The organism is Variovorax sp. GW821-FHT10B04 (assembly GCF_059415645.1).
The window spans coordinates 491,947-518,570 of record NZ_JBWKNQ010000002.1 but is presented as its reverse complement, the minus strand read 5'-3'; the positions used below and the strand labels follow the sequence as shown (position 1 = coordinate 518,570).

The 26,624-nt window shown below is 68.0% G+C and carries 24 protein-coding genes; 15 read left to right on the top strand and 9 right to left on the bottom strand.

All coding sequences use genetic code 11. The features are described from left to right. Positions 1-7 precede the first annotated feature (7 nt). A complete protein-coding gene (gene mnmA, locus AC07PZ_RS07490; protein ID WP_495294418.1) occupies positions 8-1,117 on the bottom strand; it encodes a tRNA 2-thiouridine(34) synthase MnmA in 1,110 nt (369 codons plus the stop codon). Between the two features lie 125 nt (positions 1,118-1,242). Between mnmA and AC07PZ_RS07485 the strand changes: the two genes are divergently transcribed. Beyond that, positions 1,243-2,394 (top strand): alpha-hydroxy acid oxidase, encoded by a 1,152-nt coding sequence (locus AC07PZ_RS07485; RefSeq protein ID WP_495294417.1) that lies wholly within the window; start codon positions 1,243-1,245, stop codon positions 2,392-2,394. Positions 2,395-2,413: 19 nt separating this feature from the next. Here AC07PZ_RS07485 and AC07PZ_RS07480 read toward each other — a convergent pair whose 3' ends face one another. The 3 genes from AC07PZ_RS07480 to ssb form a co-directional block, all read right to left on the bottom strand. Continuing rightward, on the bottom strand, positions 2,414-3,409 hold the full coding sequence (locus AC07PZ_RS07480; RefSeq protein WP_495294416.1) for an LLM class flavin-dependent oxidoreductase: 996 nt from the start codon (positions 3,407-3,409) through the stop codon (positions 2,414-2,416). 46 nt (positions 3,410-3,455) lie between these two features. After that, on the bottom strand, positions 3,456-5,132 hold the full coding sequence (locus AC07PZ_RS07475) for an FxLYD domain-containing protein (protein WP_495294415.1): 1,677 nt from the start codon (positions 5,130-5,132) through the stop codon (positions 3,456-3,458). Positions 5,133-5,348: 216 nt separating this feature from the next. Beyond that, on the bottom strand, positions 5,349-5,921 hold the full coding sequence (gene ssb / locus AC07PZ_RS07470) for a single-stranded DNA-binding protein (RefSeq protein WP_495294414.1): 573 nt from the start codon (positions 5,919-5,921) through the stop codon (positions 5,349-5,351). Positions 5,922-6,032: 111 nt separating this feature from the next. Here ssb and uvrA point away from each other — a divergent pair, with 111 nt between their 5' ends. The 5 genes from uvrA to AC07PZ_RS07445 all read left to right on the top strand — a co-directional run bounded on the left by uvrA (position 6,033) and on the right by AC07PZ_RS07445 (position 12,924). Beyond that, positions 6,033-9,167, top strand: coding sequence for an excinuclease ABC subunit UvrA (gene uvrA / locus AC07PZ_RS07465; protein WP_495294413.1), 3,135 nt, complete (start codon positions 6,033-6,035; stop codon positions 9,165-9,167). 195 nt (positions 9,168-9,362) lie between these two features. Next, positions 9,363-10,358 (top strand): taurine ABC transporter substrate-binding protein, encoded by a 996-nt coding sequence (gene tauA, locus AC07PZ_RS07460; RefSeq protein WP_495294412.1) that lies wholly within the window; start codon positions 9,363-9,365, stop codon positions 10,356-10,358. Positions 10,359-10,384: 26 nt separating this feature from the next. Further along, a complete protein-coding gene (locus AC07PZ_RS07455; protein WP_495294411.1) occupies positions 10,385-11,173 on the top strand; it encodes a taurine ABC transporter ATP-binding protein in 789 nt (262 codons plus the stop codon). Continuing rightward, positions 11,166-12,044 (top strand): ABC transporter permease subunit, encoded by an 879-nt coding sequence (locus tag AC07PZ_RS07450; RefSeq protein ID WP_495294410.1) that lies wholly within the window; start codon positions 11,166-11,168, stop codon positions 12,042-12,044. Before AC07PZ_RS07455 ends, AC07PZ_RS07450 begins: the two co-directional genes overlap by 8 nt. A gap of 100 nt (positions 12,045-12,144) precedes the next feature. Beyond that, positions 12,145-12,924 carry a TerC family protein gene (locus AC07PZ_RS07445; RefSeq protein WP_495294409.1) on the top strand — a complete coding sequence of 260 codons (780 nt, stop codon included), beginning with the start codon at positions 12,145-12,147 and terminating at the stop codon, positions 12,922-12,924. A gap of 37 nt (positions 12,925-12,961) precedes the next feature. On the opposite strand, the gene andR is transcribed toward AC07PZ_RS07445, so the two are convergent. Beyond that, on the bottom strand, positions 12,962-13,978 hold the full coding sequence (gene andR / locus AC07PZ_RS07440) for an anthranilate 1,2-dioxygenase regulatory protein AndR (protein WP_495294408.1): 1,017 nt from the start codon (positions 13,976-13,978) through the stop codon (positions 12,962-12,964). A 240-nt stretch (positions 13,979-14,218) separates the two neighbouring features. Between andR and andAc the strand changes: the two genes are divergently transcribed. The 8 genes from andAc (at position 14,219) to AC07PZ_RS07400 (ending at position 21,304) form a co-directional block, all read left to right on the top strand. Beyond that, entirely contained in the window at positions 14,219-15,505 is a 1,287-nt protein-coding gene (gene andAc, locus AC07PZ_RS07435; RefSeq protein ID WP_495294407.1) for an anthranilate 1,2-dioxygenase large subunit AndAc, read from the top strand. Between the two features lie 121 nt (positions 15,506-15,626). Then, complete coding sequence (gene andAd, locus AC07PZ_RS07430) at positions 15,627-16,130, top strand: anthranilate 1,2-dioxygenase small subunit AndAd (RefSeq protein WP_495294406.1); 504 nt, start codon at positions 15,627-15,629, stop codon at positions 16,128-16,130. A 3-nt stretch (positions 16,131-16,133) separates the two neighbouring features. Continuing rightward, on the top strand, positions 16,134-16,487 hold the full coding sequence (locus AC07PZ_RS07425) for a non-heme iron oxygenase ferredoxin subunit (RefSeq protein WP_495294405.1): 354 nt from the start codon (positions 16,134-16,136) through the stop codon (positions 16,485-16,487). An 88-nt stretch (positions 16,488-16,575) separates the two neighbouring features. Continuing rightward, positions 16,576-17,715, top strand: coding sequence for an ABC transporter substrate-binding protein (locus tag AC07PZ_RS07420; protein ID WP_495294559.1), 1,140 nt, complete (start codon positions 16,576-16,578; stop codon positions 17,713-17,715). A gap of 114 nt (positions 17,716-17,829) precedes the next feature. Continuing rightward, a complete protein-coding gene (locus AC07PZ_RS07415) occupies positions 17,830-18,750 on the top strand; it encodes a branched-chain amino acid ABC transporter permease (protein WP_495294404.1) in 921 nt (306 codons plus the stop codon). Between the two features lie 31 nt (positions 18,751-18,781). Then, complete coding sequence (locus AC07PZ_RS07410; RefSeq protein ID WP_495294403.1) at positions 18,782-19,774, top strand: branched-chain amino acid ABC transporter permease; 993 nt, start codon at positions 18,782-18,784, stop codon at positions 19,772-19,774. Then, a complete protein-coding gene (locus AC07PZ_RS07405) occupies positions 19,771-20,526 on the top strand; it encodes an ABC transporter ATP-binding protein (RefSeq protein ID WP_495294402.1) in 756 nt (251 codons plus the stop codon). Before AC07PZ_RS07410 ends, AC07PZ_RS07405 begins: the two co-directional genes overlap by 4 nt. A gap of 61 nt (positions 20,527-20,587) precedes the next feature. Further along, a complete protein-coding gene (locus AC07PZ_RS07400; protein ID WP_495294401.1) occupies positions 20,588-21,304 on the top strand; it encodes an ABC transporter ATP-binding protein in 717 nt (238 codons plus the stop codon). A 3-nt stretch (positions 21,305-21,307) separates the two neighbouring features. Here the strand turns inward: AC07PZ_RS07400 and AC07PZ_RS07395 are convergent, their stop codons facing one another. Then, positions 21,308-22,420, bottom strand: coding sequence for an NADH:flavin oxidoreductase/NADH oxidase (locus AC07PZ_RS07395; RefSeq protein ID WP_495294400.1), 1,113 nt, complete (start codon positions 22,418-22,420; stop codon positions 21,308-21,310). Continuing rightward, the gene (locus tag AC07PZ_RS07390; protein ID WP_495294399.1) at positions 22,417-23,313 is read right to left on the bottom strand and encodes an acyl-CoA thioesterase; all 897 of its coding nucleotides are present in this window, start codon (positions 23,311-23,313) and stop codon (positions 22,417-22,419) included. Before AC07PZ_RS07390 ends, AC07PZ_RS07395 begins: the two co-directional genes overlap by 4 nt. Positions 23,314-23,542: 229 nt before the next feature. On the opposite strand from AC07PZ_RS07390, the gene AC07PZ_RS07385 reads away from it, so the two are divergent. Then, entirely contained in the window at positions 23,543-23,986 is a 444-nt protein-coding gene (locus tag AC07PZ_RS07385; protein ID WP_495294398.1) for an acyl-CoA thioesterase, read from the top strand. A 24-nt stretch (positions 23,987-24,010) separates the two neighbouring features. Here AC07PZ_RS07385 and fahA read toward each other — a convergent pair whose 3' ends face one another. Together fahA and hmgA are read right to left on the bottom strand one after the other, a co-directional pair. Continuing rightward, complete coding sequence (gene fahA / locus AC07PZ_RS07380; RefSeq protein WP_495294397.1) at positions 24,011-25,288, bottom strand: fumarylacetoacetase; 1,278 nt, start codon at positions 25,286-25,288, stop codon at positions 24,011-24,013. Then, complete coding sequence (gene hmgA, locus AC07PZ_RS07375) at positions 25,285-26,598, bottom strand: homogentisate 1,2-dioxygenase (protein ID WP_495294396.1); 1,314 nt, start codon at positions 26,596-26,598, stop codon at positions 25,285-25,287. The genes fahA and hmgA overlap by 4 nt, the downstream gene beginning before the upstream one ends. Positions 26,599-26,624: the final 26 nt, after the last annotated feature.

Below are 26,624 nucleotides of genomic sequence, written 5' to 3'. Positions count from 1 at the left end.
CTTCCGCTCAGGCGGCGCTGGAGATGACGCCGCCGCCCAGGCAGACCTCGCCGTCGTAGAGCACGGCCGATTGGCCGGGCGTCACGGCCCATTGCGGGTCGGCGAAATCCAGCCGAAACGCCTCGCCCGCGTCGACACCCAGCCGGCAAGGCGCATCGGTCTGCCGGTAGCGCGTCTTGGCGGCGCAATCGCCAGGCGCAGGCGGCTGCCCCGCCACCCAGCTCGTGTCGTCGGCGGTCAATCCGGGGGACAACAGCCACGGATGATCGTGGCCCTGCACGACCCACAGTGTGTTGCTCGCCATGTCCTTGCGCGCCACGAACCAGGGCGAATGGTCACCCGCGCCGCGCTGCGCGCCCCTGGCCTTGACGCCGCCGATGCCCAGGCCCTGGCGCTGGCCCAGCGTGTAGAAGCTCAGGCCTTGATGCTGGCCCAGCGTGCGGCCACGCTCGTCCTTGATCGGCCCCGGCTCCTTGGAGATGTAGCGGTTCAGGAATTCGCGGAAAGGCCGCTCGCCGATGAAGCAGATGCCCGTCGAGTCCTTCTTCTTCGCATTGGGCAGGCCGATCTCGTCGGCGATGCGGCGCACCTCCGTCTTGTGCAGCTCGCCGACCGGGAACAGCGTCTTCGACAGCTGCGCCTGGTTCAGGCGATGCAGGAAGTAGCTCTGGTCCTTGGCCGGATCGAGGCCCTTGAGCAGTTCGTGCCGGCCGGTTGCCTCGTTCAGGCGCACGCGCGCGTAGTGGCCGGTAGCGATCTTCTCGGCGCCCAGGCGCATCGCATGATCGAGGAAGGCCTTGAACTTGATCTCGGCGTTGCACAGCACGTCCGGGTTGGGCGTGCGGCCGGCCTGGTACTCGCGCAGGAATTCGGCGAACACCCGGTCCTTGTAGTCGGCCGCGAAGTTGACGTGCTCGATCTCGATGCCCAGCACGTCGGCCACGCTGGCGGCGTCGACGAAGTCGATGTTCGACGAGCAGTACTCGCTGTCGTCGTCGTCTTCCCAGTTCTTCATGAAGATGCCGACCACCTCGTGGCCCTGCTGCTTGAGCAGGTGCGCGGTAACGGCAGAGTCGACTCCGCCGCTCAGGCCGACCACGATGCGCTGCTTTTTCATAGGTGGCGATTGTCCCAGCCTCGGCCGGCCATCGCCGGAATGCGGGAAATCGGCGGGGCCGAAATGCGGCCGGCCCGGCCACAATCCAGGCCGCCCTGTCTCGATCACCCGGAGAATCCGTTTCCATGACCGCCATTACCACCATCGAGGACCTGCGCGTCCTGGCCGAGCGGCGCGTGCCGCGCATGTTCTACGACTACGCCGATTCGGGCTCCTGGACCGAAAGCACCTACCGCGCGAACAGCGAGGACTTCCAGAAGATCCGGCTGCGCCAGCGCGTCGCCGTGAACATGGAGGGCCGCACCACCGCCACGACGATGGTCGGCCAGGCCGCGAAGATGCCGGTCGCGATCGCGCCGGTCGGCCTGACCGGCATGCAGCATGCCGACGGCGAAATCCATGCGGCGCGCGCAGCCGAGAAGTTCGGCATCCCGTTCACGCTGTCGACCATGAGCATCTGCTCGATCGAGGACATCGCGGCGAACACCACGGCACCGTTCTGGTTCCAGCTCTACATGATGCGCGACCGCGAATCGATGGCACGGATGATCGAGCGGGCCCGCAACGCCCGCTGCAGCGCGTTGGTGCTCACGCTCGACCTGCAGGTGATCGGCCAGCGCCACAAGGACATCAAGAACGGCCTGACGGCGCCGCCGCGGCCCACGCTGCGCAACATCCTCAATCTCGCGACCAAGCCTGCCTGGTGCATGGGCATGCTGGGCACGAGGCGCCGTACCTTCGGCAACCTGGTCGGCCATGTGAAGGGCGTGAGCGACACACGCTCGCTGGCGGCCTGGACCAACGAGCAGTTCGACCCGACGCTGTCGTGGGCGGACATCGAATGGGTCAAGAGGCAGTGGGGCGGCAAGCTGATCCTCAAGGGAATCATGGTGGCCGAGGATGCACAGCTGGCCGCGGACGTGGGCGCCGATGCGATCGTGGTCAGCAACCACGGCGGCCGGCAACTGGACGGCGCGCCGTCCAGCATCGAGGCGCTGCCACCGATCGTCGATGCGGTCGGCAGCAAGCTCGAGGTCTGGATGGACGGCGGCATCCGCAGCGGCCAGGACGTGCTCAAGGCCTGGGCGCTGGGCGCACGCGGCACCATGATCGGCCGCGCGATGGCCTACGGCCTGGGCGCGATGGGCGAGGCCGGCGTGAGCAAGGCGCTGCAGTTGATCCACAAGGAGCTGGACGTGACGATGGCTTTCTGCGGCCACACCAACATCCAGAACGTCGACAAGCGGATCCTCCTGCCTGGAACGTATCCAGGCTGACCCGCCCGAGAAAAACCGATCAGGCCGCGGCCAGCTCCTCGCGCAGCTCGGCCACGATCTCATAGGAGCGCAGGCGGGCCGTGTGGTCGAACACCTGCGAGGTGATCATCAGTTCGTCGGCACCGGTGCGTTCCAGGAAGGCCTTCAGGCCGGCGCGCACGGTGTCGCGCGAACCGACGGCGGAGCAAGACAGCACCGAATCGAGCATCGCGCGCTCCGGCGCGCCGATGGTCGAACGGTAGCCCGCGACCGGCGGCGGCAACCGGCCCGGCCGGCCGGTGCGCAGATTGACGAAGGCCTGCTGCCACGAGCTCGCGCGGAATTCGGCGTCCTCGTCGGTCTCGGCCGCGAAGGCATTGAAGCCCAGCATCACGTAAGGCTTGTCGAGTTGCGCCGACGGCTTGAAGCTCTCGCGGTAGATGCGGATCGCCTGCATCATCTGCTGCGGCGCGAAGTGCGACGCGAAGGCGTACGGCAGGCCCAGGTGCGCGGCGAGCTGTGCGCCGAAGGTGCTCGACCCGAGGATCCAGATCGGCACTTCGAGCCCCCGGCCAGGCACCGCCATCACCGGCTGGCGCGGCGTCTTCGACATGAAGTCCATCAGCTCGATCACATCCTGCGGGAACTGGTCCGAATCGGACTGCAGGTCGCGCCGCAGCGCCTGCGCGGTGCGCTGGTCGGAGCCCGGCGCGCGGCCCAGCCCGAGGTCGATACGACCGGGATACAGCGACTCGAGCGTGCCGAACTGCTCGGCGATCACCAGCGGCGAATGGTTCGGCAGCATCACGCCGCCGGCGCCGATGCGGATGGTCGAAGTGCCCGCGCCCACGTAGGCCAGCAGCACCGCCGTGGCCGCGCTGGCGATGCCGGGCATGCCGTGGTGCTCGGCCAGCCAGTAGCGCCGGTAGCCATGTTTCTCGCCATGCTGGGCGAGCGACAGGGAATTGCGGAAGGATTGCGAGGCATCGCTGCCTTCGCAGATCGGGGACAGGTCGAGGATGGAGAACGCGGGCATGGTGCCGCCATGATGGCGCGATCGGCTTTTTCGTGCTTCGGGCAGGCTATTCCGTGCTTTGGTAGAAGGTGCTGACGGTCGCGAAGTCGCGCCCCTGCTGCTCGATGCGCACCTCGAAAGGCACGCTCTGGCCCGCTGCGATCGCCGGCAGGTTCTCGACGGACTTGAAGCCGGTGAGCTTGCCATCGCGATCGCGCAGGCTGACCCAGAGCCGGGTCTTGCGCACGATGCCGGCGCCCGGATTCTTCACGCTGCCCCGGACCACGACCGCCTTGTAGGCAAAGCGCTGGCTGAAATTGAGCAGCACGCTGCCCATTTCGGCCTGGGTGCCGTCCACCTTCACCTCCAGCGGCACGCGCACGCCCGGCAGCGCTGCGCGACGCAGCGGCTTCCATTCGACCCGCGTCTGCGTGATGCGGTCGGCACGGCTCGGGTCGACCTGCACCGGAAAGCGCTCGCCGGGGTACAGGTAGGCGAGGCCGTCCAGGCGCGTCGTGCCGTCGAGCTGGCTGCCATCGAAACGCGAGATCACCGCCGCCGGGGTGACCGCGATCATGTCCTTGCTGTGGTTCACCAGCTCGGTCATGTAAGTGCGTTGCCGGATGGTGTTGAGCCCCGGGATCAGCGGCAGCAGTTCGAGCTGCGCGAGGTCGAAGCGCTCGCTGTCGTCCGCCAGCAGGTCCTCGGTGCTCATGCGCAGCTCGGGGTTGAAGGATTCGGGCTTGCCGGCCGTGCGGATCACGCGATCGCTGCTGAGCACCGCCGTGCGGCCGGTGTCGGCGTCGAGCACGCTGTAGTCGATGCGGTAGTCCCACGCGGCTACTTCGGCCGTGCCGCCGAAACGCGTGAGGTGCACGTCCATCGCCGTGCGTTCGCCCGGCCGCAGTTCGGACGCCTGGGCATAGCCCCGGCCGAATCCGATCACGGCGCCCGCATCGTCGTAAAGCGTGGCCAGAACGCCCACGCCGGCCAGCTTCACGTCCTTGCGCTCGTTGACGAGCCGACCGACCAGACGCGTGTCATTGCGGCCCTGTTCGACCAGGCGCACGCGCGAGAACGCAAGACGCGGACCATCCGTCACGCGGTAAGGCGTCGACAGGCGCTCCACGGCGAGTTCCTGGCGCGCCACGGTCTTGTCGCCGCCGGGCAGGTCGATCAGCACCGGCGCGCTCTCGCCGGCTGCGAGCATGCCGACAGGCAGCGATTCGTTGCGATCGCCCAGCTTGTTGTTCTCGGTATCGAAGAACACCGCGTTGACGCGCGGACTGTCGAGCGGCTTGCCGGTTTCATTGCGCGCCACCACCAGCAGTTGCGGCTTGGCGGAGCTGCCGCGGCCGACCAGCACCTGGCGCGGCGGCTCCAGCTTGAGGCCTTCGACGGGAATCGGCCTGTCGGCGAGCGATGCGGTGACCGCTCCGCTGCGCTTGTTGTTGCCGATGAAGGTGCTGACGATGAGCGTCAGCGCGACGAAGCCGAAGACCGCCGCCACCGCGATGCCCGCCATGCGCACTGCCTGCCGGTTGCGAGCGCCTTGCTCGGCAGCCAGCCGCTGGCCGGCGGCATCCTTGACTTGATCGAGCACCCGGTCGAGCCGGTCGGACACATCGTCTTCGACCACCGACACGGAACCGCAGTGCGCGCAGACGTACTGGTTGAGCCCGATGCGCTTGAGCACACCGCTGCCGCACTCGGCGCACTTGAGGGTCTGGAGGTTGATGGTCATGTCGGCGGTGGTCCTTCGGCGTCTGGGGCAGCACGAGCCGAGGGCTCGAAGAGCCAGATTCGCACGACGCCGCAGGACGGCGCGAAGGCCTCAGGCCACCAGCAATGACGGACGAGGCCGCACCTCCGCGGACTGGGCGCTCGCCGCGGAGCGCCAAGGCGCCGAGCGAACCGGCATGCTCAGCCGCCGGCGCCGAGGCACGTCGGTCGGGAAAGATCAGAACGGAATGTCGTCGTCCATGTCGTCGAAGCCCGACGACGACTTGGCCGGCGCAGGTGCCGGGCGCGCAGCGGGTGCACGCGGCGCTGGAGCCGCGGCACGGGGGGCGTAACCGCCACCGCCACCACCGCCGCCTTCGTTCCGGCCGCCGCCGTAACCGCCACCGCCACCGCCGCCGCCACCCTGGCCGTAGCCGTCGTCGTCGCTGCCACCGGACGACGGTGCGCCCATGCCCTGACGGCTGCCCAGCATCTGCATCTGGTCGACGCGGATGTCGGTGGCGTACTTCTCGACGCCGTCCTTGTCGGTGTACTTGCGGGTGCGGATCTGGCCTTCGATGTAGATTTGCGAGCCCTTGCGCAGGTATTGCGCGGCGATTTCGGCGAGCCGGCCATTGAAGACCAGGCGGTGCCACTCGGTGGCCTCGCGCATTTCGCCGCTTTGCTTGTCCTTCCACTTGTCGGTGGTGGCAAGGGTCGCGTTGCACACCTGATCGCCGCTCGGGAAGGTTCGTGTTTCGGGATCACGGCCGAGATTGCCGACGAGGATGACTTTGTTGACCGATGCCATGTGCACTGCCCCTGATAAAGGATGAAAGGGAAGGAAAAAGAGAACCGGAGATTATCCATGCCCCGCGGCCGCCCGGGATGGGCGCCACGAGAAAGATCCGGATTCCCCGGCATGCCGCAGAACGGACGGCCACACGCCGAACCGCCCGGGCGTCTATCATGTCCGGTTGCCTCGAACGGACCGACGCCCCAAGTGAACGCCCCAACCGATGACGCCTACCTCGGCGCCGTGCTCGCTCAGCAGCGCATCAGCATCCGCGGCGCACGCACGCACAACCTGAAGAACGTCGACCTCGACATTCCGCGCAACAAGCTGGTGGTGATCACCGGCCTGTCGGGCTCGGGCAAGTCGAGCCTCGCCTTCGACACGCTCTACGCCGAGGGCCAGCGGCGTTACGTCGAGAGCCTGTCGGCCTATGCGCGGCAGTTCCTGCAGCTGATGGACAAGCCCGACGTCGACCTGATCGAAGGCCTGTCGCCCGCCATCAGCATCGAGCAGAAGGCCACCAGCCACAACCCGCGCTCGACCGTGGGCACCGTCACCGAGATCCACGACTACCTGCGCCTGCTGTACGCACGCGCCGGCACGCCCTACTGCCCCGACCACCATCTGCCGCTGCAGGCGCAGACGGTGTCGCAGATGGTTGACGCCACGCTGGCCTTGCCGGGCGAGCCGCGCATCATGATCCTGGCGCCCGTGGCACGCGAGAAGAAGGGCGAGTTCGTCGAACTCTTCGCCGAGATGCAGGCATCGGGCTACGTGCGCTTCCGGGTCGACGGCACGATCTACGAATACAACGAGCTGCCCAAGCTCAAGAAGACCGAGAAGCACGACATCGACGTGGTAATCGACCGGCTGCGCGCGCGCCCCGACGTGCAGCAGCGCCTGGCCGAGAGCTTCGAGGCCGCACTGCGCCTGGCCGATGGCCGCGCGATCGCGTTCGAGATGGACGCGCCGGCCGACGGCGGCACCGCCACGGCGACCAGCCTGCCGACCGCGCCGCGCGAGCACCTGTTCAACGCCAAATTCGCCTGCCCGATCTGCCATTACTCACTGGCCGAACTCGAGCCGCGGCTGTTCTCCTTCAACTCGCCGGTCGGCGCCTGTCCGAGCTGCGACGGCCTGGGCCACCGCGAGGTCTTCGACGCGGCGCGCGTGGTCGCCTTCCCGTCGCTGTCGCTCGCGAGCGGCGCCATCAAGGGCTGGGACCGCCGCAACGGCTACTACTTCAGCATGCTGGAGAGCGTGGCGAAGCACTACAAGGTCGACATCGATTCGCCCTTCGAGGAATTGCCCGAAGCAGTGCGCCACGCATTGCTGCACGGCTCGGGCGAGGAAGAGATCAAGTTCAGCTACACGATGGAGTCGGGCCAGTCGGCCGGCAAGAAGCTGACGAAGAAGCATCCTTTCGAAGGCATCATCCCGAACATGGCGCGGCGCTACCGCGAGACCGATTCGGCGATGGTGCGCGACGAGCTCGCGCGCTTCCGCAACATGCAGCCCTGCCCCGACTGCGGCGGCACGCGGCTGCGGCGCGAGGCGCGCAACGTGTTCCTGGTCGACGAGTCCGGCGCCGAACCCGAGCGCAAGGCGATCTTCGAGGTCAGCCACGTCACGCTGCGCGACAGCCTGGCCTGGTTCCAGAAACTCAAGCTGCACGGCGCCAAGGCCGAGATCGCCGACAAGGTCGTGCGCGAGATCGGCCTGCGCCTCAAGTTCCTGAACGACGTCGGCCTGAACTACCTGAGCCTGGACCGCAGCGCCGAAACGCTGTCGGGCGGCGAGGCGCAGCGCATCCGGCTCGCATCGCAGATCGGCTCGGGCCTGACCGGCGTGATGTACGTGCTCGACGAGCCCAGCATCGGCCTGCACCAGCGCGACAACGACCGGCTGATCGGCACGCTGAAGCATCTGCGCGACATCGGCAACAGCGTGATCGTGGTCGAGCACGACGAGGACATGATCGCCGCCGCCGACCACGTGATCGACATGGGACCGGGTGCCGGCGTGCACGGTGGCCACGTGATGGCCGAAGGCACCTGCGCCGAGGTCGCGGCCAACCCGAAGTCGCTGACCGGCCAGTACCTGTCGGGCGTGAAGAAGATCGCGGTGCCGAAGCACCGCACGGCCTGGCTGCCGGTGGTGTCCAAGCCGGCCTTCAACGAGGGCAAGAAGCCGTCGCGCTTCCCGCAGAGCCCGGCCGCCGAACGGCGCGCCGCGCGCGAGGCCGCGCATCTGGCGTCGCAGACCGACCTGCAGGAAATCCGCGTGCTGCACGCGACCGGCAACAACCTGAAGGACGTGAGCGTCGCCTTCCCGGTCGGCCTGCTGACCTGCGTGACGGGCGTATCGGGTTCGGGCAAGTCGACGCTGGTCAACGACACGCTGTACGCCGCCGTGGCGCGCACGCTGTACCGCGCACACGAGGAGCCAGCGGCGCACGAGGCGATCGAGGGCATCGAGTATTTCGACAAGGTGATCAACGTCGACCAGTCGCCGATCGGCCGCACGCCGCGCAGCAACCCGGCGACCTACACCGGACTGTTCACCCCGATCCGCGAGCTGATGGCCGAGACCAACACCGCACGCGAGCGCGGCTACGGCCCGGGCCGCTTCAGCTTCAACGTGGCCGGCGGCCGCTGCGAGGCCTGCCAGGGCGACGGCATGGTGAAGGTCGAGATGCACTTCCTGCCCGACGTCTACGTGCCCTGCGAGGTCTGCCACGGCCAGCGCTACAACCGCGAGACGCTGGAAGTCCAGTACAAGGGCCGCAACATCGCGCAGATCCTGGACATGACGGTCGAGGTGGCGCACGAGTTCCTGAAGGCGGTGCCGACCATCGAACGCAAGCTGCACACGCTGCTCGACGTCGGCCTGAGCTACATCAAGCTGGGGCAGGCGGCGACCACGCTGTCGGGCGGCGAGGCGCAGCGCGTGAAGCTCGCGCTGGAGCTCAGCAAGCGCGACACCGGCCGCACGCTCTACATCCTGGACGAGCCGACCACCGGCCTGCACTTCGCCGACATCGAGCTGCTGCTGAAGGTGCTGCACCAGCTGCGCGACGCGGGCAACACGATCGTCGTGATCGAGCACAACCTCGACGTCATCAAGACCGCCGACTGGCTGATCGACATGGGGCCGGAAGGCGGCGCCGGCGGCGGAACCGTGGTGGGCGAAGGCACGCCGGAGGACATCGCGGCGAACGAGGCGAGCCACACCGGGCGGTACTTGAAGCGGCTGCTGTAGAACCAGATTGAAGCGCACCGCCCAAGTGCGCCTCACCCGCCGCGCACCAGAACGAATGCACGGCCGCTGCCACTGGCTCCAGCGGCGGCGAAGCGCTGGCACTTAACGGGCGCGCACCTTGCCTGCACAGTCGACTTCAGCGCGGCCCCATCCCCGGGATGCCGCATTTGCGATGTCGACCTCCAGGAGTGACCCATGAAGCTGATCCAGCGCCTTTCGATCGTCGTTGCAGCCTGCGTGCTGAGCGGCGGCGTGTTTGCCCAGGCCAAGGAAGTGACCTTTGCGCACCAGGACATGCTGGTGCCGCTGCGGACCGTGATGGAGTCCGGCGAGCTCGAGAAAGCCACCGGCTACAAGATCAACTGGCGCATGTTCGGCGGCGGCGGCGACGTCATCCGCGCGATGGCCTCGGGCGACGTGCAGATCGGCGAGGCCGGCTCGAGCCCGATCGCCGCCGCGGCGAGCCAGGGCCAGGACATCAAGCTGTTCTGGGTGCTCGACGACATCGCCGATGCCGAGGCGCTGGTGGCACGCGACGGCGCCGGCATCACCAGCATGAAGGACCTGAAGGGCAAGAAGGTCGCCACGCCGTTCGTGTCGACATCGCATTACCAGCTGATGGTCGACCTCAAGGCGCAGGGCGTCGACCCCAAGAGCGTCAACGTGATGAACATGCGCCCGCCGGAAATCGCCGCCGCCTGGGAGCGCGGCGACATCGATGCCGCCTTCATCTGGGACCCGGTGCTGTCGAAGATCAAGACCAACGGCAAGGTCATCACGACCTCGGGCGCGATCGGCAAGAAGGGCTATCCGACCTTCGACGGTCTGGTGGTCAACGCCGAATGGGCCGCCAAGAACGAAGCCTTCATGGTCGCGCTGGTGAAGGCGCTGGCCAAGGCCGACGCCGACTACCGCGACAACGCAGCCAAATGGACGGCCGACTCGGCCCCCGTCAAGGCCGTGGCCAAGTGGACCAAGGCCGACGCCAAGGCGGTGCCGCCGGCGATGGCGCTTTACCGCTTCCCGACGCTGGCCGAGCAGGCATCGCCGACCTGGCTGGGCGGCGGCGCGGCCAAGGCGCTGACCGACACCGCGACCTTCCTGAAGGAACAAGGCCGCGTGCAGGAACTCAAGCCCAACTACGGCGCCTTCGTGACCACCGCGTACGTGCAGAAGGCGATGGGCAAGTAAGGCGGCCAGCGACGCAGGAGGCCCACATGCCCACGCTCGACATCCGCGACCTCGAGGTCCACTACGCCGTCAAAGGCGGCTCGCTGCAGGCGCTGGCGCCTGTCAACCTGACGATGCACGACGGCGACTTCGTCGTTGCGCTCGGCGCCTCGGGCTGCGGCAAGAGCACGCTGCTCAACTGCATCGCGGGCTTCCTGCCGCCGTCGAGCGGACAGATATTGCTGGGCGGCCGACCCGTGACCGGCCCCGGCGCCGACCGCGGCGTCGTGTTCCAGAAGCACGCGCTGATGCCCTGGCTCAACGTGCGCGACAACGTGGCGCTCGGCCTGCAGCTCGCCGGCATGGGCAAGGCCGAACGCGATGCCGTCGCCGCGCAGAAGCTCGCGCTGGTCGGGCTCGAGAAGTACGCCGACCGCGCGGTGTACGAGCTGTCGGGCGGCATGCAGCAGCGCGTGGGCATCGCGCGCGCGCTCGCCAGCGACCCGGCCGTGCTGCTGATGGACGAGCCGATGGGCGCACTCGACGCGTTCACCCGCGAGACGGTGCAGGAGATCCTGCTGCACGCCTGGGCACAGGCGAACAAGATGGTGTTCTTCATCACGCACTCGGTCGAAGAGGCGCTGTTCCTCGGCACCCGGCTGATCGTGATGAGCCCGAGCCCGGGACGCATCTCGCATGTCTACGACGACGTGCCCTTCTCGCGGCAATTCCTGGCGCACGGCGACGCGCGCAAGGTCAAGTCGGAGCCGGAATTCATCCGCATGCGCGAGGAAGTGCTCGCCATCATTCATCAGCGGGAGTCGACGCATGCCTGATCTCGCCATCGACGCCAAAGCGGTTGCGGCCTCGACACCACCAGCGGCAGCGGCAACACCCACGTCGACTGCGGCCCCGAAGACCACGCGCTTCAAGGTGCCCGGCGAAGGCAACAGCGCAGGCATCAGCGTGCTGACCGTGATCGTGCTGATCGCGGTGTGGTTCGGGGTGACCAACCTCGGCCTGGTGAAGCCGCTGTTCCTGCCCACCCCGCAGGCGGTGTTCCAGCAGTTCTACGAGTACCTGACAGGCCAGGCCAACGACAAGCCGCTGTGGCAGCACTTCCTGGCGAGCATGCTGCGCGTGTTCTCGGCCTTCCTGCTGGCCTGCGCGACCGCGATCCCGATCGGCATCGCGATGGGCATGTCGCGCGTGGTGCGCGGCATCTTCGATCCGCCGCTGGAGTTCTACCGGCCGCTGCCGCCGCTGGCCTACCTGCCGCTGATCATCATCTGGTTCGGCATCGACGAAGTGCCCAAGGTGCTGCTGATCTTCCTGAGCTGCTTCGCGCCGCTCGCACTCGCCGCGCGCTCGGGCATGCGCAGCGCGTCATCGGAGCAGATCAACGCCGCCTATTCGATGGGCGCGAGCTACATGCAGGTCATTCGCCACGTGATCCTGCCGGCGGCCATGCCCGACATCCTGATCGGCATGCGCATCGCGATCGGGTTCGGCTGGACCACGCTGGTCGCGGCCGAGATGGTGGCCGCCAACGTCGGGCTGGGGCAGATGGTGCTGAACGCGTCGAACTTCCTGCGGACCGACATCGTGATCATGGGGATCGTGGTGATCGGCGTGGTGGCATATCTGTTCGATCTGCTGATGCGGTGGATCGAACGCAAGGTGGTGCCCTGGAAGGGGCGAATGTAATCCTGCGCCGGCACCGAAAGGCCCCGACGAAGGCCGGAAATCGACGAAGGCGGCGCGAGCGACGGGCATCATCCGGCCATCCAAACCGCCGAGAAATGCCGTGCAGAGTCTCCAAGCCCTGTTTTCCGACCCGACCGCGTGGGCCGCGCTGGTCGCCCTGGTGATCATGGAAGTCGTGCTCGGCATCGACAACCTGATCTTCATTTCGATCCTGTCGAACAAGCTGCCAGAGCACCAGCGCAAGCGGGCGCGCCGTATCGGAATCGGCCTCGCGCTGATCATGCGGCTCGCGCTGCTGTCGATGATCGCCTGGCTGGTCGGGCTGACGGCACCGGTGTTCGATCTCGGCCTGAAGGGCACGCTCGATGCCAACGGAACGCCGAGCTTCGAGACGCAGTTCTCGTGGCGCGACCTGATCCTGATCGCCGGCGGTCTTTTCCTGATCTGGAAAGCCACGAAGGAAATCCACCACCACGTCGATCCGACACCTGCAACCGGCGCGGCCAGCGGCGCCGCCGTGGCGACGATCGCGTTCTCGTCGGTGCTGGTCCAGATCGTCCTGCTGGACATGGTGTTCTCCGTGGACTCCATCCTGACGGCCGTCGGCATGACCGACAACCTGGCGGTGATGGTGATCGCCGTGATCACCGCCGTCACCGTCATGCTGATCGCCGCCGAGCCGCTCGCGAACTTCATCAACCGCAACCCGACCGTGGTGATGCTGGCGCTGGGCTTCCTGCTGATGATCGGTGCCGTGCTGATCGCGGACGGTTTCGGCGTGCATGTGCCGAAGGGCTACATCTACGCCGCGATGGCTTTCTCCACGCTGGTCGAAGTGCTCAACATGCTGTCGCGACGCGCGAAGGGCCGGTCTTCCTGAGCCGGCGCCACGCTGGCGTTCAGCCGGGCGCCGGTCCTCAACTCCGCTGCTGCAACGTCACCGAAGGCGCCTGCCCGAAGCGCTCCCGGTAGCTCTGCGCAAAGCGCCCCAGGTGGGTGAATCCGCAATCCATCGCCACCACGGCGACGGTCGTCTGCGCATCCGGGTCGCTCAGCCGCCGATGCGCAACATCGAGCCGCATGTCGCGCAGGTACTGCATCGGGCTGCAGTCGCGGAAGCGGCGGAAGGCGTCGAGCAGCGTGCGCGCGGGCACTTCGGCCGCGCGTGCGATGTCGGCCAGGCGCAGCGGGTCTTCGGCGTGCGCCTGCATGAAGGTCTCGGCGCGGCGCACGCAAGCCGGCGCGAGGCCCAGGCGCGTACCAGCAGGTTCCGGCGCGGGCGATGCGTCGCTCCAGCCCTGGCCGTCGAGCAGCAGGTGCACCAGCAGGCGCTCCATCTCGACCGCGATCAGCGGACTGCGCAGCGCCGCCTGCATCAGCGTCGGTGAGGTGACCAGCACGCGCAGCTGGTCGAGCCAGGCCTGAAGCTCGGGGCGGCGCAGGTCGAGCGTCTCGCTGAACTGGATCGCGCGGCCCGCATGCGCCTCGACCATGCGGCGGTCGAGCCGCACGACGAACTGCTCGCAATCGGGCGACAGGTCCGCCAGGAAGCGCTTGCCGGGCGCGCAGATCATGCCGTTGCTCTGGTCGGCCTGCACCGGCCGGCCGGCGGCCGAGGCCTGGGCCTGGCCGCGCAGGCAGAACATCAGCAGGTGGTAGTCCTCGATGTGGTCGACGTCGACCCGCATCGCCTCGCCGAAGTCGATGGTGCCCAGGCCGATGCCGCCGAGCCGGACGAAATCCATGTGCGAACGCCCGCCGCCGGTGCGCCCGAGCGGCTGCAGGTGGTGCGGCTGCATGACGCGCGAGATGCGCTCGCGCGTGTCGTCGAGGTCGCAGGATTCGAACAGCCGGTTCGCGCGCAGCAGGCTGGGCTCGAACGCACGCGCACCGCCAGCGGGGCTGGAAGGTGCGGAAGTGGTGGCTGGACGCATGTCTGGCTGGGGTTCGGATTGGGAAAAAGGCGCGCAAGAAACGCGCCAAGCCGAGCCGGAAACCGGCAATGGGCTTGTGCCGCGTCAGGGAATACCCCGATTCCTGCGTGAAACGGACAGCCGCGCCGCGGTCTGCGCGAAACGGATAGCGGCGGTCCGTCCGGCTGCTAAGAATCGCTGGCAGGGACATCGAGCAGACCGCGCACCGGTGCCGATGCCCCGCTGAACAAGGAACCCCACATGAACCAAACCGTCGACATCAGCGCCCTGAAGGCGTCCGCCAGGCCGGCCTCCGATGACAGGCTGGTGCACTTCCCGAACCCGGACGGCTCACGCATCCCGTACAAGGTCTTCAGCTCGCAGGAGGTCTACGAGCGCGAACAGGAGCGCATCTACCGCGGCCCGACCTGGAACTTCGTCGCGCTCGAAGCCGAGATCCCGAACCCGGGCGACTACAAGAGCACCTTCGTCGGCGACACGCCGGTGGTGGTCACGCGCACCGAGGACGGCAGCCTGGCCGCCTGGGTCAATCGCTGCTCGCACCGCGGCGCCACGCTGTGCCGCAATGCGCGCGGCAATGCCAAGTCGCACACCTGCGTGTATCACCAGTGGAGCTTCGACACCAAGGGCAACCTGCAGGGCGTGCCCTTCCGTCGTGGCCAAAATGGTGCGCCGGGCATGCCGGCGGACTTCAATCCGAAGAACCACGGCCTGCACACGCTGCGCGCCGAGAGCTACAAGGGCCTGGTCTTCGCGACCTTCAGCGACCAGACGCCGCCGCTGCCCGAGTACCTGGGCGAACAGATGCTGCCGTGGATCGACCGCATCATGCACAAGCCGATCGTCTACCTGGGCTGCACGCGGCAGTACTCGCGCTCCAACTGGAAGCTCTACTACGAGAACGTGAAGGACCCGTACCACGCGAGCCTGCTGCACCTGTTCCACACGACCTTCAACATCTTCCGCGTGGGCATGAAGGCGCGCTCGATCCCCGACGCGCGCAACGGGCTGCACAGCATCATCACGTCGACCAAGGTGGACGACAGCGACACCGCCAGCGCCTACAAGCAGCAGCAGATCCGCTCGATGGACGACGGCTTCCACCTGGAAGACGACACGGTGCTGGGCTTCATCTCGGAGTTCGAGGAAGACTGCACCAACCACATCCAGACGCTGTTCCCGCAGCTGGTGCTCCAGCAGATCCACAACACGCTGGTGGCGCGCCAGATCCTGCCGAAGGGCCCGGACAACTTCGAGCTGATCTTCCACTTCTTCGGCTACGAGGACGACACGCCGGAGCTGCGCGCACTGCGCATCAAGCAGGCCAACCTGGTCGGCCCGGCCGGCTACATCTCGATGGAAGACACCGAAGCCACCGAGCTGGTGCAGCGCGGCACCGCGCGCGATGGCGAATCGACCTCGGTGATCGAACTCGGCCGCTCCGACCCGATGCGGCAGGACACCATGATCACGGAGAACCTGATTCGCCGCTTCTGGACCGGCTACCAACAGCTCATGGGGTATTGATGGCTCTCCCCCAGGCTTCGGCGCACAGCGTGTCGCCTTTCGCCAACCCCCTTCCGGGGGCAACACCGGCGGCCCGGCAAAGCCGGTTCCGCGGTGTTCCTGGAAAACTGAAATGAACGACATGACTTTGGAACGACCCACGACCGACACCCTGACCGACATGCTGCGCTGGTTCGAGATCCACCAGTTGCAGGAACGCTACTGCGCGGCGCTCGACAACGACCGGCTCGAAGAGTGGGCCACGCTGTTCACCGAAGACTGCCTGTACGAGATCGTGCCCAAGGAGAACGCCGACCTCGGCCTGCCGATCGGGCTGATCTACTGCAACAACCAGCGCATGCTGCGCGACCGCGTGCTGTCGCTGCGCCACGCGAGCATCTACGAAGAGCACGCCTGCCGCCACATGACCAACGGCCTGACGGTCACGCCGGTCGACGCCGACACCGTGACCGCCGAGTCGAGCTACGTCGTGATCCAGACGCGCACCAACGGCGAGTCCTTCGTGTACCAGGCCGGCCGCTACATCGACCGCATCGTGCGCACGCCGGCCGGCTGGCGCTATGCCCAGCGCCGCGTGATCTACGACACCTCCCGCGTCATCACCCTTCTTGCGACCCCGATCTGACCGATGCAGACCATGACCGATACAGCCACCGACACCGACGCCGCCTGGCACGACGTGGGCGAACCCGACGACTTTCCGGACGGCGCCGTCTGGCCCGTGATTGCAGGTGGCATGGCGATTGCTGTGTTCCGCCAGGGGGATTCGCTCCACGCGCTGCACGACCTGTGCACCCACGGCAATGCGCGGCTTTCCGACGGCTACATCGAGAACGGCTGCGTCGAATGCCCGCTGCATCAGGGGCTTTTCGACATCTGCACCGGCGAGACGCGGGGTGGCCCGGTCACCGAGCCGGTTCGCAGCTTTCCGGTCCAGGTGCGCGCAGGCCGCGTCGAAGTGGCCGTTCAGCGCAAGGCGTGAGTCCCGTTCCGTTTCGTTCCCCTTTGGAGAATCCATGACTGCTTTCCGAATTTCCCTCGTTGCCCGCGCCGCCGGCGTCTTCGCCGCGATGACCGTGGCAGCCGCAGGGTCCGCCCTGGCCGCCGACCCCGTGAAGGTCGGCCTGGCGCTCGACATCTCGGGGCCGTTCGCATCCGGCGGTGCCGAAACGCGCGACGCCATCAACCTGGCGATCAAGCTCCTGGACGGCAAGCTCGGCGGCTACCCCGCGGAATTCATCCAGGCCGACACGGCCGGCAGCCCCGACCAGGCCAAGCAGGTGGTGGACCGCTTCATCCAGCAGAACAAGATCGACTTCTTCACCGGCCCGACGCCCTCGAACGTGGCGCTGGCCGTCGGCCCCGGCCTGTTCGCGGCCAAGGTGCCCTTCATCACCAGCAACCCCGGCCCCAGCCAATGGGCGGGCGCGCAGTGCAACCCGTACTTCTTCGGCCAGTCCTACCAGAACGACACCTGGGACGAAGCAGCCGGCGCCTACGCGAGCGACAAGGGCTTCAAGAACGCCTTCATCATCGCGCCCAACTACCCTGCCGGCCGCGACCACCTGACCGGCTTCAAGCGCCGCTTCAAGGGCGCGATCGGCGCCGAGGTCTACAGCAAGGTCGGCCAGCTCGACTACGCGGCCGAACTCGCGCAGATCCGCGCGCTCAAGCCCGACGCCGTGTACTTCTTCCTGCCGGGCGGCATGGGCATCAACTTCATCAAGCAGTTCGTGGGCGCGGGCCTGTCGAAGGACATCACGCTGGTGACCAGCCCGGCGTCTGCCGACGAGGACACCATCAGCGCAGTGGGCGAGCCGATGCTCGGCCTGTTCAGCACCTCGCAGTGGTCGCATGACCTGCCGAACGCCGCCAACGCGAAGTTCGTCAGCGAGTTCCGCAAGGCCTACAACCGCTATCCGACCTTCTACGCCGCACAAGCGTACGACGCCATCCTCGCGATGGACGCCGCCGTGCGCGACGTCAAGGGCAACGTGAAGGACAAGCCGGCCGTGCTGAAGGCGCTGAAGGCCGCCAAGTTCGAATCGATCCGCGGCCCGTTCAAGTACGACAACAACAACTTCCCGATCCAGGACTACTACCTGCGCGTGATCGGCAAGAACGCCGAAGGCAAGATCACCAACAAGACCTTGTCGACGCCGCTGAAGGGCTACCGGGACGCCTATCACGACCAGTGCAAATTGTCTTGACTCTCCCCCAGGCTTGCTCGCTTCGCGTAGCAGCGCCAACCCCCTTCCGGGGGCAACCCCTACGGCCCGGCAAAGCCGGTTCCGTGGGGTTCCTGGCATTGAGTAGATAGAGACATGACGCTGATTCTTTTCATCGAGCAGATGCTCAACGGCCTGGGCTACGGGCTGATGCTGTTCCTGCTCGCGGCGGGGCTCACGCTGGTGTTCGGCATCATGGACGTGATGAACCTCGCGCACGGGTCGCTGTTCATGGGCGGCGCCTACGTGGCGGCGCAGGTGCATACGCAGAGCGGCTCCTTCGTGGCGGCGGTGCTCGCGGCGCTGGTGGTGATCGTGCTGCTGGCGGTGCTGCTCGAATGGCTGCTGGTGCGGCGCCTGTATGGCCGCGATCACCTGTCGCAGGTGCTCGCGACCTTCGGCCTGATCCTGGTCGCGGACGACGCGGTCAAGATGATCTGGGGCCCGGCGCCGATCATGGCGTCGGCACCGGCCGCGCTGTCGGGGCCGATCCAGTTGCTGCCCGAACTGCCCTACCCCGCCTACCGTCTCGTGATCCTGGCCGCCGGCCTGCTGGTGGCGCTGGGCCTTTATCTGCTGGTCAACCACACGCGCGTCGGCATGCTGGTGCGCGCAGGCGCGTCGAACCGGCCGATGGCCGAGTTCATGGGCGTGCGCGTGGGCCGGATCTTCTCGCTGGTGTTCCTGCTCGGCGCGGCGCTGGCCGCGCTGGCCGGTGCGCTGATGGGCCCGCTGACGGCGGTGCAGATCGGCATGGGCGAGGAAATCATCATCCCGTCGCTGGTGGTGCTGGTGATCGGCGGCATCGGCTCGATCCGCGGCGCCTTCGTCGCAGCGATGCTGGTCGGCATGGTCGACACCATCGGCCGCGCGTTCGTGCCGGTGGCGCTGCGCAGCTTCCTGCCGCCGACGCTGGTGTCCGACCTCGGCCCGGTGATCGCGGGCCTCGCGACCTATGCGCTGATGGCCGGCGTGCTGGCGTTCAAGCCGGCCGGCCTGGTCCCCGCAAGGGGCTGATCCATCGTGTGTTTCGAAATGAGCGACGTCCATGAAGTTTGAGCGCTGGTTGCCCTGGATCGTGATCGCGCTGCTGGCGGTGTTTCCGCTGGTGGCGCCGTCGCTGGGGCTGGATTTCTACGTGAGCTTCGTGCGCCGCGCGCTGATCTTCGCGCTGGCGGCGGCGAGCCTCAACTTCATCCTCGGCTTCGGCGGCATGGCCGCGCTGGGTCATATCGGCTTTCTGGGTGTGGGTGCGTACACGCTGGTCGCCATGGCCGACGCGGGCGCCACGTCGGCCTGGGCGATGTGGCCCGCGGCGATGGTGGTCGCCGGGCTGGTGGCCGGTCTGATCGGCCTGATCGCGCTGCGCACTCGCGGCGTGTACTTCATCATGATCACGCTGGCCTTCGCGCAGATGCTGTACTACATCGCGGTGTCGCTGCGCACCTACGGCGGCGACGACGGCTACAACCTGGCGGCGCGGCCGACCTTCGGCCTCGGGCTCGACAGCACCGACGAGTCGACCTTCTACTGGACCGTGCTGCTGCTCTTCGTGCTGTCGATGCTGGCGCTGAACCGCGCCACGGTGTCGCGCTTCGGCCATGCGCTGACCGGCATCCGCGACAACGAGACGCGCATGCAGGCGATGGGCTTCCCGGTGTTCCGGCTGAAGCTGGTGGCGTTCATGGTGGCCGGCGCATTCGCCGGGCTGGCCGGTGCGCTGCTGGTGTCGCACAACAACTTCGTAAGCCCGTCGGCCATGCACTGGACGCAGTCGGCCACGCTGATGGTGATGATCATCATCGGCGGCGTGGGTCGCCGCTGGGGTGGGCCGATCGGCGCGGCCGTGTGGATCGGACTCGAGGAGATCGTCAAGCAGTTCACCGAGTACTGGCACATGCCGCTCGGCCTGCTGCTGATCGCGATCGTGTTCCTTGCACCGCGCGGCCTGGCGAGCGTGTTCGACCGCTGGACGCGCAAGACGCCCGCGGCGGCAGAACCCGCAGCATCGGCCACGGCCGCCACCGGAGACCTCGCATGAGCCTCTTCCAGGTCGAAGGACTGGTCAAGAATTTCGGCGCGCTGCTGGCCACCGACCACGTCACGCTCGACGTGAACGCGGGCGAGATCCATGCGCTGATCGGGCCGAACGGCGCGGGCAAGTCCACGCTGGTCAACCTGATCTCGGGGCTGCACCAGCCCGACGCCGGCCGGGTGACGCTCGGCGGCGTCGACCTCACGCCGCTGCCGATGCATGCGCGCGTGCGCCACGGGCTGTCGCGCTGCTTCCAGATCACCAGCATCTTCCGCGAGGCCTCGGTGCGCGACAACCTGCTGCTCGCCGCGCAGGCCCATTCGGGCAGCAGCCTGCGCTTCTTCAAGGACCGCGGCGCCGAGAAGCCGCTGGTCGACATCGCGCAGGCGCTGGGCGAACGCGTCGGCCTGGCGCGCGAGATGGACCGCGCGGCCGGCACGCTGTCGCACGGCGCGCAGCGCAAGCTCGACGTGGCGCTGGCACTCGCCGCGCGGCCCAAGCTGCTGCTGCTCGACGAGCCGATGGCCGGCATGGGCCCGGAAGATTCCGAGCGCATGACCGAACTGATCCACACGCTGAAAAAGGACATGGCCATCCTGCTGATCGAGCACGACATGAAGGCCGTCTTCGAACTGGCGGACCGCATCTCGGTGCTGGTCTACGGCAAGGTGCTGGTGTCGGGCAGCGTCGACGAGATTCGCGGCAATCCGCAGGTGCAGGCGGTGTACCTCGGGACCGAAGAAGGAGCCGCAGCATGAGCGTCGCGCCGGGCCGCCCCAAGCAAGCGCGCACCGCAGTGCGGCGCACGGAGGTATTTCAATGAGCGCACCACCTCTGTTGGAAGCACGCGGCCTGGAGGCCGGCTACGGTGCCAGCCAGGTGCTGTTCGGCGTCGAACTCGACATCCCGGCCGGCCAGGTCACGACGCTGCTCGGGCGCAACGGCATGGGCAAGAGCACGACCATCAAGACGCTGATCGGCGCGCTCGGCCTGCGCAAGGGCAGCGTGCGCTTCGGCGGCACCGACCTCAAGGGCCTGCGCGCCGATGCGATCGCGCGGCTCGGCGTGGCGATCGTGCCCGAGGGCCGCCAGTGCTTTCCGAACCTCACGGTCGAGGAGCATCTGATCGCCTTCGCCGACCACCGCAACGGCCTGCGCGACGCCTGGGACCTCGAACGCCTCTATGCGCTGTTCCCGCGGCTGAAGGAGCGCCGCAACAACATGGGCAACCAGTTGTCGGGCGGCGAGCAGCAGATGCTGGCGATCGGCCGCGCGCTGTCGACCAACCCGCGCCTGTTGATCCTCGACGAGGCCACCGAAGGCCTGGCGCCGGTGATCCGCGAGGAGATCTGGCGCTGCCTGCGCCAGCTGAAGGAAGCCGGCCAGACCATCCTGGTGGTCGACAAGTACATCGACCGCCTGCTCAAGCTGGCCGACCACCACATCGTGCTGGAACGCGGCCGCGTGGTGTGGCAGGGCCATTCGGCCGCGCTGGACGCCGACCGGACGATCTGGTCGCGCTACCTGGGCGTTTGAAGCTCAGCGTGCACCGATGCGGGCGTCGCCGAACAGGGCCTTGAGCTCGCGCGGCTGCGAGCGCCAGTACTGCGGCGGCGCTTCGACCTGCGCACCGAGCTCGGCCGCCGCGCGCCAGGGCCAGTGCGGCTCGAACAGAATCGCGCGGGCCAGGGCGATCAGATCGGCCTGGCCGCCGGCAACGATCGCCTCGGCCTGCGCCGGCTCGGTGATCAGCCCGACCGCGATGGTCGGCAGGCCCGACCCGGCCTTGATGCGCTCGGCCATCGGCACCTGGTAGCCCGCGGTCACCGGAATCTTCTGCAGCGGCGACACGCCACCCGAGGACACGTGGATGAAGCTGCAGCCAAGCGCCGCCAGCGCCTGGCCGAAGACCACGCTCTGCTCGGTGTCCCAACCGCCCTCGACCCAGTCGGTGGCCGAGATGCGCACGCCGACCGCCATGCGCGCCGGCACCGCGGCACGCACCGCCTCGAACACCTCGAGCGGAAAGCGCATCCGGTTCTCGAGCGAGCCGCCGTAGGCATCGTCGCGATGGTTGGCGATGGGTGACAGGAACTGGTGCAGCAGGTAGCCATGCGCGCCGTGCAGTTCGATCGCGTCGATGCCGAGCGCCTCGGCACGCCGCGCCGCCTGCACGAAAGCCGCCTTGACGCGCGCCAGGCCGGCCGCGTCGAGCGCCAGGGGCGCGGGCTCATCCGGCGCGTGCGGCAGCGCGGACGGGCCGACCGTCTGCCAGGCGCCTTCATCGGGGCCGAGGCATTGGCCGCCTTCCCACGGCACATGGCTCGACGCCTTGCGGCCGGCATGCGCGAGCTGCACCGCGACCGGCATGCGCGAATGGCTGCGCACCGCCTTCAGCACGCGTGCGAAGGCGGCCTGGTTGTCGTCCGAATACAGGCCGACGTCGCCCGGCGTGATGCGGCCGATGGCCTCGACCGCGGTCGCCTCGATGATCAACAGCCCCGCACCCGAGAGCGCCAGCTGGCCCAGGTGGATCGTGTGCCAGTCGCTCGGGTTGCCGTCTTCGGCGGAGTACTGGCACATCGGCGCGATGACGATGCGGTTGGGCAGCGTCAGCGGGCCGAGCGCGAAGGGAGTGAACAGGTGGCTCATCGACGGTCTTTCAGGCGCAGCATGCCTTCCTGCGCGGTGGATGCGACGAGCTGGCCGTCGCGTGTGAAGAAGCTGCCGCGGCACAGGCCGCGGGCGCCGTTGGCGTTGGGCGAATCGGTGCTGTAGAGCAGCCAGTCGTCGATCCGGAAATCGCGGTGGAACCACATCGCGTGGTCGAGACTGGCCACGCGCACCTGGCCGCTGAAGAAGCTCAGGCCGTGCGGCAGCATCGCGGCGCGCAGCAGGCCGTGGTCGGACGCATAGGCCAGCAACGCGCGGTGCAGCAGCGGATCGTCCGGCAGCGGCGCGATCGCCCGCACCCACATCTGGTTGGCGGACGCGCGCGGCACCGGGTTCACCGGATCGAGCGGCTCGACCTGGCGGAATTCGAGCCCGTGCGGCACCAGCCCCTTGTCGCGCCAGACGGCCGGCAACCGGTCGCGCACCGCCATGCGCTGGGCCAGCTCGTTCCTCAGCCCTTCGGGCGCCTGCACCTCGGGCGCGGCGATCTGGTGCTCGACGCCGTCGGAGGCGGTCTGGAACGACGCCGACATCTCGAAGATCGTGCGGCCTTCCTGGCGCGCGACCACGTGCCGCGTCGTGAAGCTGCGGCCGTCGCGCACGCGGTCGACCGTGTACTCGATCGGCGCATGCTCGCCGGGCAGCAGGAAATAGGCGTGCATCGAATGCACGGGGCGGTCGGCGTCGACCGTGAGGCTGGCGGCACGCAGCGCCTGGCCGAGCACCTGGCCGCCGAAGACGGCCGGCGTGCCGAGGTCTTCGCTCTGCGCGACGAAGCGGTCGGTGCCGGTGGGCTCCAGGCGCATGAGCTCGACGAGTTCGTCGATGAGACGGGATGCAGTGGCGGGATCGGGGTCGGTCATCGTGGTCATGGGGCAATACCTGGGCAATCGGGCACGATAGCAAAGACCGGTCCATCCGGCGGTCGCGCGGCCACTTGCCCCACGGCGGGCGAGGGGCGCTGCGGCCGGACATGCGGGCAGGTGCACGCAGCTGCGGACAGGCATCGGACCGGTGCGGGCACGCGCCGTGCAAGGACCGCCGGAAGGTCCTCGCATAATCGCCGCGACCCACGATCCACTACCGCCCGAGGCCCCACGAATGTCTTCCATCACCCTGCGCTTTCTCGCCGAGCCGAGCACCGTCAACTTCGGCGGCAAGGTCCACGGCGGCACCGTCATGAAATGGATCGACGAGGCCGGCTACGCCTGCGCGACGAGCTGGTCCAAGCGCTATTGCGTGACGGTGTTCATCGGCAGCATCCGCTTCCACCGCCCGATCAAGATCGGCGACATCGTCGAGGTCGAAGCAAAGCTGGTCTACACCGGCAGCACCAGCATGAACATCTCGGTGGAAGTGCGCAGCGGCGACATGAAGGTCGGCGACATGCAGAAGACGACCGAATGCCTGATCGTCTTCGTGTCGGTCGACCCGGACGGGCGTCCGATCCCGGTCGAGGCCTTCGTGCCGGCGACGCCCGAGCAGGTCGCCCTGGCCGAGCGCGCCAAGGCGCATCTCGATGCGAGCCGCGCGGCGGGCCACTGAAGCCCGCCGCACGTCCCGAGCTGGTCAGCCGATCACGGTGCCCGACACCTCGCCCAGGCCGATGCGCACCGCGCCGTCGCGCTCGCAGTAGCCGCGCAGCGTGAGCGTGTCGCCGTCTTCCAGGAAGGTGCGCGTCTCGCCGTTGGGCAGCGTCAGCGGCTGCTTGCCGCCATAGGTCAGTTCGAGCAGCGAGCCGGCCTCGGCCAGCGTCGGGCCCGACAGCGTGCCGGAGCCCAGCAGGTCGCCCGGCTGGAGGTTGCAGCCGTTCACCGTGTGGTGCGCGACCAGTTGCGCGGCCGTCCAGTAGGCGGCCTGCGTGGTGTTGCCCCGCGTCAGGCGCGTGGCGGGCTCGCCGGCTGTGCGCATCCTCGTGGTCTGCAGCCAGACCTCGAGCGTGATGTCGAGCGCGCCACCGTCGCGGTTGGCGGCCGAGTCGAGGTACGGGAGCGGCTGCGGATCGCCTTCGGGCCGCGAGAACGCCGCGCGGAAGGGCGCGAGCGCTTCCATCGTGACGATCCACGGCGACAGCGTCGACGCGAAGTTCTTCGCCAGGAAAGGGCCGAGCGGCTGGTATTCCCAGGCCTGCAGGTCGCGCGCCGACCAGTCATTGAGCAGCGTCAGGCCGAACAGGTGCTGTTCCGCATCGGCGATGGCGATCGGCTCGCCGAGCGCATTGCCCTGGCCGATCAGGAAGCCGAGTTCGAGCTCGTAGTCGAGCCGCTTCGACGGGCCGAAGCTCGGCGGCGCGGCCGGGTCGGAGCCCGGTGCCTTGGTCTGGCCCTGGGGCCGCTTGAACTGCTGGCCGCTCACGCCGATCGACGAGGCGCGGCCGTGGTAGCCGATCGGCACCCACTTGTAATTGGGCATCAGCGGCTGGTCGGGACGGAACAGCTTGCCGACCGTGGTCGCATGGTGGATGCCGGTATAGAAGTCCGTGTAGTCACCGATGCGGCAAGGCACCGTGAGCTCGACCGCCGACTGCGCAACCAGCGCCTTCGACCACGCGGCCTGCTGCGCACTGCCTTCGCTCAGGCCGTTCGACAGCGTGGCGCGCAGCGCCTGGCGCTCGGCGGGGCTCGCGGCCATCAGCGCGTTCATGTCGTCGGTGTCGACGATGCCGGCGGCCTTCAGGTCGAGCACCTGGTCGCCGATCGCCACGCCGATGCGGAAGGCCTCGGCGCTGCCGGCGGTGCGGAAGCGGCCGAAGGGCAGGTTCTGGATCGGGAAGTCGCAGCCGGCGACGTTGGCGGAAGCGACCCAGCTCTGGCGCTTCGGGTCGTGGGTGGTGTTCAGGGTGGTCATGGTTTGAATTGGTCTTTCAGGCCGGCCCAGCAATCGGCGTAATCGGTGTCGAGTGCGGGGGTCTGCAACGCCCAGGCAGTGGGAATGAAACGGTAGCGGCTCTCGAACATGAAGGCCAGGGTGTTGTCGAGCTTGCGCGGCTGCAGGTCGGCATGCGTGGCCTTGTCGAAGGCTTCTTCGTCGGGGCCGTGCGGCACCATCGCGTTGTGCAGGCTCGCGCCGCCCGGCTTGAAGCCACCGGGCTTGGCGTCGTACTCGCCGATCACCAGGCCCATGAATTCGCTCATCAGGTTGCGGTGGTACCACGGCGGACGGAAGGTGTCTTCCATCACCAGCCAGCGCGGCGGGAAGATCACGAAGTCGCAGTTGGCCGTGCCGGGCGTGTCGCTGGGCGAAGTCAGCACGGTGAAGATCGACGGGTCCGGATGGTCGAAGCTGATCGATCCGATGGTCATGAAGTTGGCCGTGTCGTACTTCACGGGCGACAGGTTGCCGTGCCAGGCGACCACGTTGAAGGGCGACTGCTTCGTCGGTGCGCGCCAGAAGCGGCCACCGAATTTCTTGACGAGCTCATAGCCGGCGTCGCCGCCTTCATCGCTCTCGAACGCCGCCACCGGCGCGAGAAAGTCGCGCGCGTTGGCCAGGCCGTTGGAGCCGATCGGGCCGAGTTCGGGCAGGCGGAACTGGGCGCCGTAGTTCTCGCAGACATAGCCGCGCGACAGGCCGTCGGGCAGTTCGACCTTGAAGACCACGCCGCGCGGCACCACGGCGATTTCGCCCGGCTTCACGTCGAGCACGCCCATCTCGGTGGTCAGCACCAGCCGGCCCTGTTGCGGCACGAGGAGCATCTCGCCGTCGGCGTTGACGAAGGCACGGCGCGCCATCGACCGGCTCGCGCGGTAGACCAGCGCGGCGACGCCGACCTGCGCTTCGGCGTCGCCATTCGCGGCCAGGGTCTGGATGCCGTCGACGAAGTCGCAGTCCACGCCGTCGAGCGGGATCGGATGCCAGCGCATCGGCTCGGGCGGCAGCGCGATGTCGCGGTCGGCGCCGGTCGTCCAGTTCGGCTGCGCGTACGGCGCATAGCGGCCCGACACCACCGACGGTTGCCGGCGGTACAGCCAGGTGCGGCGGTTTTCGTGGCGCGGCGCCGTGAAGGCCGTGCCCGAGAGCAGTTCGGGGTACAGGTCGAAGGGCGCGCGTTGCGGGCTGTTGCGGCCCTGCGGCAACGCGCCGGGCACGGCCTCGCTCGCGTATTCGTTGCCGAAGCCGCTCTGGTAGCGCCGCCCGGTGGAGGATTCGCTGGTCATGGATGTCTCCATAAAATTTGTCTAAA